Annotated in this window: 13 protein-coding genes and 1 tRNA gene; 8 read left to right on the plus strand and 6 right to left on the minus strand. The window is 58.3% G+C overall.

The features are described 5' to 3' along the window. Positions 1 to 58 precede the first annotated feature (58 nt). Positions 59 to 1,393, minus strand: coding sequence for a diaminopimelate decarboxylase (gene lysA, locus HMPREF3169_RS08870; RefSeq protein ID WP_070456188.1), 1,335 nt, complete (start codon positions 1,391 to 1,393; stop codon positions 59 to 61). Further along, positions 1,394 to 3,055 (minus strand): arginine--tRNA ligase, encoded by a 1,662-nt coding sequence (gene argS / locus HMPREF3169_RS08875; protein WP_070456190.1) that lies wholly within the window; start codon positions 3,053 to 3,055, stop codon positions 1,394 to 1,396. 197 nt (positions 3,056 to 3,252) lie between these two features. Between argS and HMPREF3169_RS08880 the strand changes: the two genes are divergently transcribed. The 8 genes from HMPREF3169_RS08880 (at position 3,253) to HMPREF3169_RS08915 (ending at position 10,191) form a co-directional block, all read left to right on the plus strand. Continuing rightward, a complete protein-coding gene (locus HMPREF3169_RS08880) occupies positions 3,253 to 4,905 on the plus strand; it encodes an L-lactate permease (RefSeq protein WP_070456191.1) in 1,653 nt (550 codons plus the stop codon). A gap of 329 nt (positions 4,906 to 5,234) precedes the next feature. Next, complete coding sequence (locus tag HMPREF3169_RS08885) at positions 5,235 to 6,020, plus strand: (Fe-S)-binding protein (protein WP_070456193.1); 786 nt, start codon at positions 5,235 to 5,237, stop codon at positions 6,018 to 6,020. Next, positions 6,020 to 7,525: a lactate utilization protein B gene (locus HMPREF3169_RS08890; RefSeq protein ID WP_070456195.1), complete on the plus strand. Its 1,506-nt coding sequence runs from the start codon at positions 6,020 to 6,022 to the stop codon at positions 7,523 to 7,525. The genes HMPREF3169_RS08885 and HMPREF3169_RS08890 overlap by 1 nt, the downstream gene beginning before the upstream one ends. Next, positions 7,522 to 8,157, plus strand: coding sequence for a LutC/YkgG family protein (locus HMPREF3169_RS08895; protein WP_070456197.1), 636 nt, complete (start codon positions 7,522 to 7,524; stop codon positions 8,155 to 8,157). Before HMPREF3169_RS08890 ends, HMPREF3169_RS08895 begins: the two co-directional genes overlap by 4 nt. Positions 8,158 to 8,251: 94 nt before the next feature. Next, a tRNA-Arg gene (locus HMPREF3169_RS08900) sits at positions 8,252 to 8,325 on the plus strand. A 195-nt stretch (positions 8,326 to 8,520) separates the two neighbouring features. After that, on the plus strand, positions 8,521 to 8,847 hold the full coding sequence (locus HMPREF3169_RS08905) for a hypothetical protein (protein WP_061925889.1): 327 nt from the start codon (positions 8,521 to 8,523) through the stop codon (positions 8,845 to 8,847). A 3-nt stretch (positions 8,848 to 8,850) separates the two neighbouring features. Continuing rightward, entirely contained in the window at positions 8,851 to 9,705 is an 855-nt protein-coding gene (locus HMPREF3169_RS08910) for a hypothetical protein (RefSeq protein ID WP_070456199.1), read from the plus strand. Positions 9,706 to 9,765: 60 nt separating this feature from the next. Continuing rightward, entirely contained in the window at positions 9,766 to 10,191 is a 426-nt protein-coding gene (locus HMPREF3169_RS08915; protein ID WP_070432825.1) for a cupin domain-containing protein, read from the plus strand. A 91-nt stretch (positions 10,192 to 10,282) separates the two neighbouring features. Here HMPREF3169_RS08915 and HMPREF3169_RS08920 read toward each other — a convergent pair whose 3' ends face one another. The 4 genes from HMPREF3169_RS08920 to HMPREF3169_RS08935 form a co-directional block, all read right to left on the minus strand. Then, positions 10,283 to 10,483 carry a hypothetical protein gene (locus tag HMPREF3169_RS08920; RefSeq protein ID WP_070432824.1) on the minus strand — a complete coding sequence of 67 codons (201 nt, stop codon included), beginning with the start codon at positions 10,481 to 10,483 and terminating at the stop codon, positions 10,283 to 10,285. Between the two features lie 142 nt (positions 10,484 to 10,625). Further along, a complete protein-coding gene (locus HMPREF3169_RS08925; RefSeq protein WP_070432823.1) occupies positions 10,626 to 10,913 on the minus strand; it encodes a molecular chaperone GrpE in 288 nt (95 codons plus the stop codon). A gap of 98 nt (positions 10,914 to 11,011) precedes the next feature. Further along, positions 11,012 to 11,530 (minus strand): MarR family winged helix-turn-helix transcriptional regulator, encoded by a 519-nt coding sequence (locus HMPREF3169_RS08930; RefSeq protein WP_070432822.1) that lies wholly within the window; start codon positions 11,528 to 11,530, stop codon positions 11,012 to 11,014. Positions 11,531 to 11,566: 36 nt separating this feature from the next. Beyond that, entirely contained in the window at positions 11,567 to 14,146 is a 2,580-nt protein-coding gene (locus HMPREF3169_RS08935; protein WP_070456201.1) for an AAA family ATPase, read from the minus strand. Positions 14,147 to 14,150 lie beyond the last annotated feature (4 nt).

Here is a 14,150-nt window from a genome sequence, read left to right on the forward strand (position 1 = left end):
CTGTCTAGTTTTTGCGCTTCCAGAAGATTCTTTTGCTCAACAGTTAAAAGCGGTGAATTTAATCAATTTCAAGGGCCATTAGGTCCTCGACTGTCTCGCGACGCAGCATCAGACTAGCCTCACCATCGCGCACGGAGACCACGGCCGGGCGCAGCGCGCCGTTGTAGCGCGAGGCCATCATGTACTGATAGGCGCCGGTGGTGGCGAAGGTCAGCAGATCCCCTGTCTTAATGTCGCCCGGCAGCTTGCGTTCACTAACCAAGATGTCACCGGACTCGCAGTGGAAGCCCACCACGCGGGAATCCACTGGCTCACCTTGAGTCAACCGGTTAACCACACGCACGTCATATTCCGACTCATAGAGCGCGGGGCGGATATTATCCGACATTCCGCCATCGACTGAGAGATAACGGCGCATCGGCAGCTCGGCCTTGCCGGTCTCTACGTCTTTGACGGTGCCCACCGAGTACACGGTTACCGCAGAGGCGCCGACCAGCGAGCGGCCCGGCTCGACCAGAACGAAAGGCGCATCGATGCCCAGTTCGCGAGCGGTGCGCTCCACTGCGGCAAGCAGATCTTGGGCCAGCTTGGCGACGTCGAGAGCTTCCTCGTACTCCATGTATGGAATGCCGAAACCGCCGCCCAGGTCGAGCTCCTTGAGCGCTACCCCCAGCTCGGTATGAATGCGCTTATAGAGCGAAAGCACGCGTTCGGCGGCCAATTTAAAGCCATCAGCATTGAAAACAGACGAACCCACGTGACAGTGCAGCCCCACCAGCTCCAAGTTTTCAGCTTCCAGAGCTGCCTTAGAGGCACCAAATGCCGCACCCGTGGCCAGGGAGATGCCGAACTTTTGATCCTCATGCGAGGTTGCGATGAATTCGTGGGTGTGGGCGTCGACGCCGGGCTTGACGCGAATCATGACTGGCTGAACACGGCCGGCCGCACGCGCGATTTCATCAAGCTGCGCCAGTTCACCTTCGTTGTCGAGCACGACGTGCGCTACACCATTGTCCACACACAGCTGTAGGTACTCGCGCTCCTTGTTGTTGCCGTGCGCGGTCATGCGCTCCGGCGGGAAACCAGCTGCCAGGGCTACCTTGGCCTCATTGAGGGAAGCCACGTCAAGACATAGGCCTTCCTCGGCCACCCACTTCACGACGCGCTTGGTCAAAAATGCCTTCGATGCGTAGTGCACGTGCTCAGGCCCGCCGAAAGCACGTGCCATGTCGCGGCAACGAGAGCGGAAATCGTCCTCATCGAAGACATAGAGCGGCGTGCCGTATTCCTGCGCGAGCTCTGTAAGTGGCAGGCCGGCGATGGTGACCACGCCATCGTCCTGGCGCTTAGCGTTGCGTGGCCAGACGTGGGCTGGAAGCTGGTTGAAATCCATCTACATCTTCTCCGGGGCGCTGACGCCCACCATGGTCAGAGCGTTGGAGAGGACCTGACGTGCGGCGTCGGCAAGCGCGAGGCGTGCGATATGGATTGGCTGCGTTGTCTCGTCCGCCTTCGGCAGCACCTGGCACTGGTCGTAGAAGCGGTGGAACACAGCCGCCAACTCCTCGGCAAAGCGGGCGATGCGGTGCGGCTCGCGCAAGGTCGCTGCGGTGGAGACAACCTCAGGGAACTCGCCCAGAGTGCGAATGAGATCGCCTTCCTTCTCGTGTGTGAGAAGCGCAAGATCTGCATCTGCCATAGCCGCGGCGTCAAGGCCCAGCTCTTGCGCCTTGCGCAGGATGGAGCAGATGCGCGCGTGGCCGTACTGAACGTAGTAAACAGGGTTATCGGAGGACTGGGAAGCCCACAGGCCCAGGTCGATGTCGATGGACTGATCCACGGAAGAACGCACCAGGGAGTAGCGTGCGCCATCGACGCCGATGGCCTCGACGAGATCGTCGAGGGTGATGACGGTGCCGGCACGCTTGGACATCTTTACTGCCTGACCGTCACGCAGGAGGTTGACCATCTGGCCGATGAGTACCTCGACTTGCTCTGGGTTATAGCCCATGGCGGCGGCGGCCGCGCGCAGGCGGGCGATGTAACCGTGGTGATCCGCGCCCAGCATGTATATGGCCAGATCGTGGCCGCGGTCGAACTTGTCAGCTACATAAGCAATATCACCAGCGATGTAGGCAGCATCGCCATCGGACTTGATAACCACGCGGTCCTTGTCATCGCCGTAGTCGGTGGACTTCAGCCACCATGCACCATCTTCGAAGTAGAGCTTTTCGTTGTCCTTCAGGTGAGCGACGGCCTTTTCGACTGCGCCGGACTCGAAAAGCGAGTTCTCGTGGAAGTAGACGTCGAAGTCAACGCCAAACTCGTGGAGAGAATCCTTGATGTGCGCGAACATCATCTCCACGCCGGAGGCGCGGAACTTCTCGCGGACCTCGTCCTCAGAGCCTTCCAGTGCGTTCGGGACCTGCTCGACAACCTTGGCCGCAATCTCCTGGATGTAGTCTCCGCCGTAGCCATCTTCCGGGGTCGGCTCGCCCTTGGCCGCAGCAACGAGGGAGTTGGAGAAACGGTCGATCTGGCGACCGTGATCGTTGAAGTAGTACTCGCGAGTAACCTCAGCTCCCGACGCCTCGAGCACACGACCCAGGGAGTCACCTACTGCTGCCCAGCGGGTGCCGCCCAGGTGGATTGGGCCGGTGGGGTTCGCAGAAACGAACTCCAGGTTGATCTTCTGATCTTTATAAGCATCATTGTGGCCATAAGAAGTGCCAGCCTCGCGAACCTGGCTGACGATTGCGCCCTGCGCGGCAGCAGCCAGACGGATGTTCAAAAATCCAGGGCCGGCAATCTCCGCGACGTCGATAGCGGCGTTTTCTGCCAGCGCCTCAGCGAGCCAGGTGGCCAGATCACGCGGATTCACGCCAGCCTTCTTGGCTACCTGCAGGGCCAAGTTGGTGGCGTAGTCACCGTGCTCGGGATTACGCGGACGCTCCACGGTCACGGTCTCAGGAAGGACGGCGGTGTCGAGCTCGTGTTCGCTCAATACAGCGACTGCGGTCTCTTTAATAAGCACAGAAAGATCTACGGGATTCATAGCGTCAAAGTCTATCGTCCCGCGCTGACATGAGCAGCATCAGGCACGCATTGGGGCCTTTTATAACAGCAAGCAACTTGTGTGACATTTGCCCCTTATTGCGAAACTGTCGCGAGAAGGCTCGCTCAAGTTTTAGGCTTTAGGAAGACTAAGTATTAAATAAAACACTCGTTTTCCTTCTAGAGACTTGGGTAACTATGAACACTTTCCAAATATCGACGGATGCGATCGGCGGTAGCCTTGGCCTTTCCGCTGCCGTAGCGACGCTACCGCTTATCGCCTTCTTCATCATGTTGCTGGGTTTTAAGGCCCGCGCACACACCTCGGGCGCAGTTGCCCTCACCGTCGCACTCCTCATCGCCACCTTCGGCTTCGATATGCCAGCAGGCATGGCCTTTTCCTCTGCGGTGCGCGGCGGCCTGTTTGGCCTGCTTCCCATCGTCTGGGTCATCATCACCGCCATCTGGTTCTACGAGATCACCGTAGCTTCCGGCCGCTTTGAGGATCTGCGCAAAACCTTCGACTTGCTTGGCGAAGGCGATATCCGCATCCAGGCCATCCTCATCGCGTTCTGCTTCGGCGGCCTCCTCGAAGCCCTGGCAGGCTTCGGCGCTCCGGTAGCGATTACCGCAACGATGATTCTGGCATTGGGTGTCAAACCACTGAAGGCTGCCACCACCGTCCTTATTGCCAATACCGCGCCCGTTGCCTTCGGCGCCGTGGGTATCCCCGTTACCACCGCAGGTGAAGTTGGCGGCCGCACCGCGGAGCAGACCGCCGATATTGCGGGCTTGATTTCCTTGCAGGTCCTACTAATCGCAGCCGCAGTGCCATTTTTCATCCTCTTTATCCTGGACGGCATGCGCGGCGTCAGGGAGGCAGCCCCGGCCGCCGCAGTCATCGGCGGCTCCTTCGCCATCGCCCAGTGGGCCGCGGCCAACTTCTTTGCCTACCAGCTGACTAACGTCGTGGCCTGCATCGTTTCCCTGGGCTGCGCATTCGTGTTCCTGCGCATGTGGAAGCCAAAGGGCGTTGCCGAACTGCGTCAGCGCATGGAGATCCCAGCGCAGGAGGAAGTCACCGATCTTTCCGGCGTCCGCATCTGGATGGCGCTGCTTCCCTACGCCGTGGTTACCGCAGTCTTTGCGCTTGCCACCGCCGTGCCCAAGCTCTTTGGTTTCTGGAAGATTAAGTTCGCCTGGCCGGGCCTGGATAGCACAGTCCTTGACTCTGCCGGCAAGGCCATGGACACCTCGTTTAGCTTCAACGTCTTTGGTAATCCCGGCACCTTGCTGCTGATTTCTGGGCTAATCGTGGCAATCATCTTCTGGATTTTCAACGATGGCGGCCACTACCATTTGGCAAAGTCCGCGCCGCTTGCCAAGTTTGGCGAGGTTTGCGCCCGCATGAAGTTCTCGGCGCTTACGATTATCTTGGTCCTAGCCTTGGCTTACACCATGAATTACTCCGGCCAGACCATCTCTATTGGTGAGTTCGTGGCGTCGGCAGGCGGCATCTTCGCTCTCTTCGCACCCGCCCTGGGCTGGATTGGCACGGCCGTCACCGGCTCGGACACCTCGTCCAACGCTCTCTTTGCTAACCTCCAAGTCACCGCCGCCGAGCGCATCTCCGTCAATCCAGACCTCATGCTTGCTGCTAACACCGCCGGCGGCGTGGTGGGCAAGATGATTTCCCCGCAGTCTCTGGCCATCGCCGCAACGGCCGTCAAAATGGAAGGCGAGGAATCCCGCATCCTGAAGGCCGTGGTGGGCTACTCTCTGGCCTTCCTAGCCACGGTCTGCATCATCGTGTTCCTTATGACCAACGTGCTGGGCTTCCTGGTTCCATAGCCGCAATTTTCAAAGCCACAAAGTCGCCGCACCTACCCGGTTATTAGGTGTGGCGACTTTTGTATACCCCCAAAAGGTTTGAACTTGCCAGTGACGCATGACTCACTTGATGCCGCAGATCGGACTTTGACAAAAGCCGTGCGTCCATCTGCGCACGTGAGCAATTTCGCAACACTAGTGTTGTGTAATAACCCCAGTTAAACAGGTCTTTTTCGACAGAATATCTGCGGAGTTATCGGTAGTATTTATCCCACAACGAAAAACATTTGCCTGAGCCTCATGCATCCAGCTCATCGGAGGAAACTTGGGCAGTAAAAGGAGCGCAAAGTATGCGAATTGCACTATTTTCCACGTGCATTGGTGACGCCCTCTTCCCGGACGCACACAAAGCAACCGCACTAATCCTCTCCCGCTTGGGCCACGAAGTGGTCTTCCCGGAAGAGCAGACCTGCTGCGGACAAATGCATATCAATACCGGTTATCAGAAGGAAACCCTAGGGATGATCCGCAGCTATGCGGACGCCTTCGCGGATCCTTCCATTGACTACGTAGTCTCCGCTTCTGGCTCCTGCGTCGGCGCAGTCCGCGAACAGCACGTCAAGATTGCTGACCGCTTCGGTACCTCCGCTGACGTCGACGGAGCCAAGATTGCTTCCCAGAAGACCTTGGACCTCCCGGAGTTCTTGGTCGACATCGAGCAGCGCACCGACTTAGGTGCCTTCTTCCCACATAAGGTCACCTACCACGCTTCCTGCCATGGCCTGCGCTTTTTGAAGTTGGGTGACCGCCCGTACCAGCTGCTGAGCAAGGTCGAAGGCATCGACCTCGTGCCGCTAGAAAACGTGGAAGAGTGCTGCGGCTTCGGCGGTACCTTCTCTATTAAGAATCCTGAGGTCTCCCAGGCCATGGTCTCGGACAAGACCCGCCACGTAAAGGACACCGAGGCTGAGTACTTGACCGGCGGTGACTCTTCCTGCCTGATGAACATCGGCGGCGCCCTCTCCCGCCAGCGCAGTGGCGTGCGCGTTATCCACATGGCCGAAATCCTGGCTTCCACCAAGGAGCGCCCATGGACCCCTGATACGGCCGCATATTCCAAGGAGAAAATGCTCTAATGACTTCCTTCCTCGATACCACCCCACCGCGGGCGCCCGAAGGCTACGGCAACCTGCGCGGCAGCAAGGCATTCGTGCCGCTGGCACACGTCGGCCTGAACAACGCTACGCAGCGCCACAACCTGTACCACGCCACCACCACTATTCGTAATAAGCGCGCCAACGCCGTCGAAGAGCTACCGGATTGGCAGCAACTGCGTGACGCTGGCTCCGCCCTCAAAGAGGACGTGGCAGCCCGGATGCCTGAGCTCCTCCTCCAGTTTGAGGAAGAGGTAACCAAGCGCGGCGGCATTGTTCACTGGGCCCGCGACGCCAAGGAAGCCAACGAGATCATCGAGGGGCTTATCCGCGAGACCGGTGAGACCGACGTCGTCAAGGTCAAGTCCATGGCAACCCAGGAAATCGGCCTGAACGAGCACCTCGAGTCTGTAGGGATCAATGCCCGCGAAACCGACCTGGCTGAGCTCATCGTTCAGCTGGGCGAGGATAAGCCCTCCCACATCCTGGTTCCAGCCATCCACCGCAACCGTGCCGAAATCCGTGACATCTTCGTCAACAAAATGCCGCACACGGATGAATCCCTAAAGGCTGAGCCAGCCGAACTCGCGGAGGCTTCTCGTATCTTCCTGCGCGAGCAGTTCATGAAGGCCAAGGTCGCCATCTCCGGCGCTAACTTTGGTGTCGCAGAAACCGGCACCATCAATATCGTGGAGTCTGAGGGCAACGGCCGCATGTGCCTTACCCTGCCGGAGACCCTGATTACCGTGATGGGCATCGAAAAGCTCGTGCCAACATTCCAAGACCTTGAGGTCTTCCTGCAGCTTTTGCCGCGTTCTTCCACGGCAGAGCGTATGAACCCGTATACCTCGATGTGGGCGGGCATAACTGAAAACGATGGCCCGAAGAACTTCCACCTCGTCCTGCTGGATAACGGCCGTACCGCGGCACTATCCAGTCCAATCGGCCACCAGGCGCTCAAGTGCATCCGCTGCTCCGCTTGCCTGAACGTATGCCCAGTCTACGAACGCGCCGGCGGCCACGCCTACGGCTCGGTCTACCCAGGCCCCATCGGCATCTCCATTACCCCGCAGCTAACCGGTATCAAGGACCACCACGATCCTTCCGCCAGCCTGCCTTATGCATGCTCCCTGTGTGGACGCTGCGACGAGGTTTGCCCGGTGAAGATTCCGCTTTCTGAGGTCATCCTGGAGAACCGCCACCAAAAGGTCACCCACGCTACCCCGCCGGTGGAATCCAAGCTGTTTAGCGCGGTTCAGCTCGTGTGGGGCCACCCAAAGGTCTGGAACCAGATCACCCACATGGTTGCCCTCGGCCGCGTATTGGGCGGCTTCAACGGCGTCATCGATAACTTGCCTTTGTTCCTCTCCGGCTGGTCCGACGCCCGCGATACTGCAGTCCCCCCGAAGAAGTCTTTCCGTCAGTGGTTTGACTCCGATGAAGCTAAAGAATTGCTCGCCCAAGCCAAGAAGGAGGGCATCAAGTGAGTACCCCCAAAGAAGAGATCCTGAAGCGCATTCGCACCGCGCAGAAGCAGGCAGGCCTGTCTGAACACGTCGACATCCCGCGCGAGTACGAAACGCAGGGCACGCTAAACGCGGATGAGCTGCGTGACATGCTGGTTGACCGCCTTGAGGATTACAAGGCGGAGGTCCACGTCACGGATGAGGCGTCCCTGGCCAAGACCATCTCGCAGGTCTTCACGGACAAGGATTGTTCTACGGTGACCTATGCACAGGGCATGGACACCGCGCTTATCGACGCCATCACCTCCGACGTCACATTAACCGCCGACGATCCCACGTCTGACCCGCGCGAGCTGGATACTGTCGACGCCGTGCTCACCGAGTCCCACGTAACTTCCGCACAGACCGGCACCATCGTGTTGGAGGCGGGCCCGCTGTGCGGCCGCCGCGCTCTCACGCTGGTCCCAGACCGCCATGTATGCATCGTACGCAAGGAGCAGGTGGTCTACGGCGTGCCGGAGATGGTCTCGCGCATCAATCCGGACTTCCCAGCAACCTGGATTTCCGGCCCGTCTGCTACTTCCGATATTGAGCTCTCCCGCGTCGAGGGCGTGCACGGTCCACGCGATCTCATAGTCATCATCGTGAAGTAAGGCTCGTATGCGGAACTCACCCCGCATTAGCTTCTAACTACTGGCATGCGCTAGAATCACACCGTTGATATCTGGCGCATGCCACCTATCATTTGCCTCCGTAGCTCAGCGGATTAGAGCATCGGTTTCCGGTACCGAAGGTCGCAGGTTCGATCCCTGTCGGGGGCACAATTTCTCCCTTCGCTTGCTCGGCGTTCAACCCGGCAGGCGAGGGTTTCAGCTTCGTATCCACATTTTCCATTTCTTGCAGCTTCCAGAAATCTCTAGCGCATCGCCGTCGCTCGATATTAGGAATTCCCCCCTACCACTCGAAGTCAAAGAATCATTCCTAAGAATGATCCCGCGGGCTGTAAGGTCAGGGCCATGGAATCAACATCTCGCCCCACGCGGGCCTACCTCTCGTTTCTCGCGGTCGCGTTAGCGTTCTTCGTGGTGCCGGGGATTGTGGGCGCGGCTCTTAGTGGGAATACAGCGACTGTGACCATGCTGGTGCTACTGCCAGTGATGGCGTTGGCATTGGGCATGCTGGATGGCCGGCTCTTCCGCTATACGCTGTCCTTTCCGCTCATTGCGGCCTTTATGTTTTGGCTTTCTACCAAGGTCTACTACAACACCGGTACGTGGATTTACGCAGTTGAGGTCGTCCTGCTTGCGTGGTTGGGCAGCTGGTTAACCGGAAGGAAGGCCTAGGTCATGGAAACGTGGATTCTGAACCATCCTGAGGCGGGAAGGCTCGAGGTCATGGTCGGCCCCGATGTGGAGTTTGCTGCAGCTTATGAAAACTGGCCGCAAGAACCGAGCGAGCAAGAATACACCGCCCTAGACGCCAACATGCCGCTTAAAGATAGAATCCGGGCATTCATTGATAATCCACCTATTCGCGTGCAAGTTTGCCGCGATGGCGAAGTCCTTGGAAGGTACACCTCGTTGTCTTCGGCGCGAGTGGCACTAAAACAAATCGATACCGACGAGCTACGCAGCTTAGAGCTTGTCAACCGCACGAAGCCGCACCTCAAGCTGCACGCGAATGCTCTCGACGAGTTGCTCGAGGTGACATATCACAACGGCTCAGAGGTGGTCGAATTCGAGCCACCAGCTGGCAGCCGGGGTGCGCGGCGTCGCGAAGCAATGGAGCAAAGCCCCGTTAAACGCGTGGCCTATCCCCTCCTCGCGGGCCTTGGTAAAGGCGGTTGGGCGTTGGCCGTTATCGTGCTCGGCCCAATCCTGCGCAAGCTGTTGGACTTGCTGCCTATCCCCGACATCAACTGGCCGGATCTGCCAGATCTCCCCGAGCTTCCCCAAATCCATCTGCCAACCATCAGTATCGATTGGCCAGGCATCAACTGGCCGAACATCGATTTCCCTGACCTCCCGGCGCTGCCCGAGTGGATGGTTTTCTTGCTCGACAACTCGAAAGTGTGGGTGCCCATCGTCATCGGTATCGTCATCGGCGTGATATCCATCCGCAACCACAAAAAGTCCGAACAGCATAAGAGGCAATGGCAGGACGGCGGCGAAGATACGAGAAAAGAAAATCCTCAGCATTAATACGCGGGCGCGCATAAGCTGGTGTTAAAGACCCATAATCCCTACAAGGAGGTACCTGACATGTCAGATCTGCGCACCGACCATGGCCCGACCCCTTATGTTCTCAACATCGAAGAGACCACCCTGGCTAACGATGCTTTCCGTGACACCCTGTGGACCGGCCAATACCTGCAGATGACCGTCATGTCTATTCCTGCCGGCGGCGAAATCGGCGCGGAGGTCCACGATGACCATGACCAGTTCCTGCGCCTCGAGTCCGGCCAGGGCCGCATCATGATTGGTGAAGACAAGGACAACCTAGACATCGACCAGGTAGTCGAAGACGACTTTGCCATCTTCGTACCAGCTGGCAAGTGGCACAACTTCGTCAACGAGGGCTCCGAGCCGGCAAAGCTCTACTCCATCTACACCGCACCGGATCACGTTAAGGGCACCATTCACGAGACCAAGGAAGACGCGGACAACGATCCGAACGAGCAGCACTAATTGCGGCAGGCTTTTAAAACGACAAAATGGCGGTCCAGAAGATGGGCCGCCATTTTAATATTTAGCTATTGAGCTTTGAGTTCTCCAAGTACTACTTGATGAACGGGTTTACGATCTCCTGGGTGATGTCCAGGGAGCCGTGCTCGATGTAGAACATGCCGAGGAACATAGCGGTAACGAGAACGAAAACCAGGAGCATGTTCGGGATCCACTGGACGAACACAGATACCCAGCCGTCAGCCTTGTCACGTGCAGCTGCTTCGCGCTGTTCCTGTGCCTCGTATTCGTTCATAATCCGTTGTTTCCTTTCACTGCGCCTTGTACTCCCTAGGCACACCTCGCCTAGCAAGAGTAATCACTGGCACTAACTTTAGCAGTAGATCGTTATGAATTTGTAGTTATCCACCGTTTGATTGACACCATTGCGGCCTGTTTTAAATACCAGGGTCCTCGTTGTTTTCGAGGGCGTCGACAAAAGCGTCTCTATCGGCGAACATGCGGTTGATATCGGCTTCTTCACCAACAATCCAGTGGCCGCTTTCCTCGTCAAAGGTAATTGCAGCGTCTGGAAACTTCTCCAAAGCGGCGTCCATGGCAGCCGCCTGTTCTTCCGTAGCAATTCCCTCAAGGTGAGCTTCTGGGTCGCCCAGGTCATCGAGAACAGTGATGTTGTAGTGCGGGTACTGGCGCTTAGGGTGCTCGAAGAGCTCTTGTCCCATCATGGTGGTGTCTCCTTTTGGGCTACATATGAGTTAGGCTGTGGCGCTAAGCCACATGATAGGTCAGCTTTGGTCGTGTTTTGGCCGGCAACCTTGCAAGCCTAAACCTGAGGCTCTGCTTGACCGTGCAGAAGTTCCTCGGGTACGAATCCCTCGTAGCCAGGGACGTTCTTTACTGCTAGCACCCCTTTGAAGAAGTTAACCAACGAGGGAACATCTTCCTCGCTTAGGTGATCAAAGACAAGACGGCGCACGGACTCGACGTGCTCAGGCACGGCGCGCTCGAGGCGGGTAAAACCGTCATCCGTTATCTTTACCACCACGCCGCGGGCATCGCCGACGCTCTTGCACTTGGTGACGAGCCCGCGCTTTTCCATGCGCGTTACTTGGTGGGATGTGCGGGAACGGTCCCAATCCAGCTCGGCACACAGCTCGCGCAGGCGCATCTGATGGTCTTTTTGCTCGGACAACGTCACTAGGACGGCGAACTCAGAAGCAGAGACTTCCCCACCGGACATGAGAGTTTCTTCCATGCCGCGATTGATCTTGCGGATGGATCCAAGAAGCAGGCGCCAAAGCTCCTGTTCCTCCTCGTTAAGCCAGCGGGTTCCCGTAGTCATGCAAATAACAGTACACACTGGCTTTACTGAGAAAAACTAAACCTTCAGCGCGTCCATGGCAAGCTCCGTGCGCTCCGGTACACGCGCGTATCGCTGCGGCATACATGTAAGCACGAGCACCTGCGAATGCTTGCCTACCTGGGCGAAGAGCGTCGACATCAGGTTCAGGCGTGTCGAGTCGGTAGAGCCCAGCGCATCGTCCACGATGACGGGCACACCGGACTCTTGAACGAGCCCGGCGATAGCAAACCGTGTAAGGATGGCCAGCTGTTCCTTCGCGCCGCCGGAAAGCGAACCCATATCAATGGTTTGGCCGTTGCGGCTACGCGCGGTGACAACGAGCTCCTCGGAGAGCTCGAAGTCGACGTCACCGCCGAAGACGGTGCGCGCGAGAGCATTAAGCTTTGTCACGAAAGGCGCGGCGTAGCGCTGGCGCGCAGCATCGCGATGCTTAAGCAACAGCTCCCGCAGATAGCGGGCAGCATTTGCACGCTTTTCGACGGCCGCGAGTACCTCCCGTGAGATTTCTAGCTCGGCGCTGGCTGCAGCCAGGCGTTCGGCCACACCAGAGTGCATCTCGATTCGGCCGACATATTCGCGCATGTCGCCGTCGGCACTCAAAATTGCGTTGTTCAGGCTACGTACCTGTTCCTCCGCGCCCTTGTGCAGAGCAAAGACCGTATCGACGTCGATGGCGCTTAGTTCTCGCAGGCGTTCGCGCTGCTGCTCCAGCTGCACCTTCGCCGCATGGAGAGCCTCTTCAACGTCTGCATCCGTTGCTGCATCGCGGGCGTTACGCAAAGCTTCCTCAGCTGCAGCATACTGGTTGGCAGCGGATTCATGCCGCGCCGTCGCCGCAGCCAGCTGCGTGGCTGCCTGACTATCTCGGTACGGGGCCAGCTCCTTTTCCGCCATGGTGACTTCGCTGCGCGCGGCCTCCTCAGCAGCCTCGGCACTGGACAAGTCGAGTGCTTCCTCAGATACGTCCGTGCCCTCGTGCTCGCGAGGCTCTTCAAAGTCCGCTGACTGTGCGGCATATTTTGCTTCGAGCTCGCCAAGGTCGTCGGTGCCCAAGGCCGCCTTGAATTCGCGCTGAGCTTGTACGACGGCGCGCTGCTTTTCCAAGAATTCCTCGCGCAGCTTCTGTGCTGCAGCGAGGTCTTCGCAGCCAGCGTCTTCAAGCAGTTGCGCAAGGCGCGTGCGCGCCTGTGCCACGGTGTCGGCCGAGGTATCACCGGCTGCTGCTTGAAAAGTTGCCTGAATCTTGCCGAATGCAAACTTCATGCCATCGCGTAGCTGGATGGTTTGTGTGTTGTCGTCGGTTTGTTGGACTTCGCCGTCGACCTCGAACTCGCCTTCACCGCTGATGACCAGCTTGGCAGCGGCTGCGGCAAAAACGCGTTCTTGGACCTGGACTTCGTTAGCGGCTTGCTCGATGTCTTTGAGGTTTGCAACCTCTGGTGCTTGAGCTACCTCGGCGCGGCGGTCAGCTAGTTCTTTGTCGAGCTTGCCTAGGTGTTCAAGGCGCTCGCCAAGGGCCTCCCGCTCCTTCTTCTTGTGCGCCTTTCGCGCGTATTGGAGGTTGGCGCGTGCCTTCTCATAGGTTTGATTTGCGCGCTCGAGCTTTTCCTCGAGCGCGCTGCGGGCTTCTTTCTCATCTTCGACGCTCGCGCTAAGTTCTTCGACCTTGGTGGCTAAAGCCGTGAGATTCGCAGCGGCCCTGGAAACCTCCTCCACCGCGCTGCGGCGGCGTTCAAGTGCTTCTTTCTTGGCCTCCAAATCTGCCGCAGCGCGGTCAACCACTTCGCGCTGGGCTTCGATCTTTTCGAGGGCGGCGCGGGCCTCAACAACGTCCTTTTCGCGCTCGGCTAGCTCTGCCTGCGCTGCCGGCAATGCTTCCTCGGCGTCGCGCTTGGCAAGTTGTGCAGCCTCATGTTTGACCACGACATCGTCAAGCTGGCGCAATGCTTCCGTGGCCTCATTGTGCGCAAGTTCTGCCGCGTTGTAGCGCTCTTGGGCATCCTTTAGTTCTTTAGCCGGCTGCCCGGTGCGCGCGGTGAAGTATTTTTCGTATTCCTTCTGCACGCGATTGACCAGCTCAGAGTCTTCCGCGGCCGCGGTATCCATACCGCTAGCTTCTTCCAAGGCATTCGTCACCGAAGGAATACCCACGGCAGCCACGCCGGAGCCTAGGTCATCCTGGCGGAGGAACAGAGCGTCAAGGAGCTGGCGGTCAAGATGCTCGTTCAAGATGCGATCCAGCTCGTCATCGGCCTCGCCGCCAGTAAATTGCGCCGCACGCGGTGCTAGAACGCGCAGTTCAGACATCTTTTTCTTGAGCCAGCGCTTGTGGATGCGGAAGTGATACGGCCCCACGGTGACCTCAAGCTCTACCTCAGGGCCCGCATCTCGGTCCACCGGTTTGAGCGCCTTAATCTTCTTAGCGGCACCCGTGTGCTTTTCCGTCAGCACGGTATCGATGGCTTCCACGATGGTGGACTTGCCGGCCTCGTTCTCACCGTGGATGACCACGACGCCGGTCTCCGGCAGCTGTTCGATACGCAGATGCTCGACGCCGCGGACGTTCCAGATTTCCAAGCTGTGTAGACGCATCATGGCT

It is taken from the genome of Corynebacterium sp. HMSC08C04 (assembly GCF_001807495.1).
GTDB classification, from domain to species: domain Bacteria; phylum Actinomycetota; class Actinomycetes; order Mycobacteriales; family Mycobacteriaceae; genus Corynebacterium; species Corynebacterium simulans.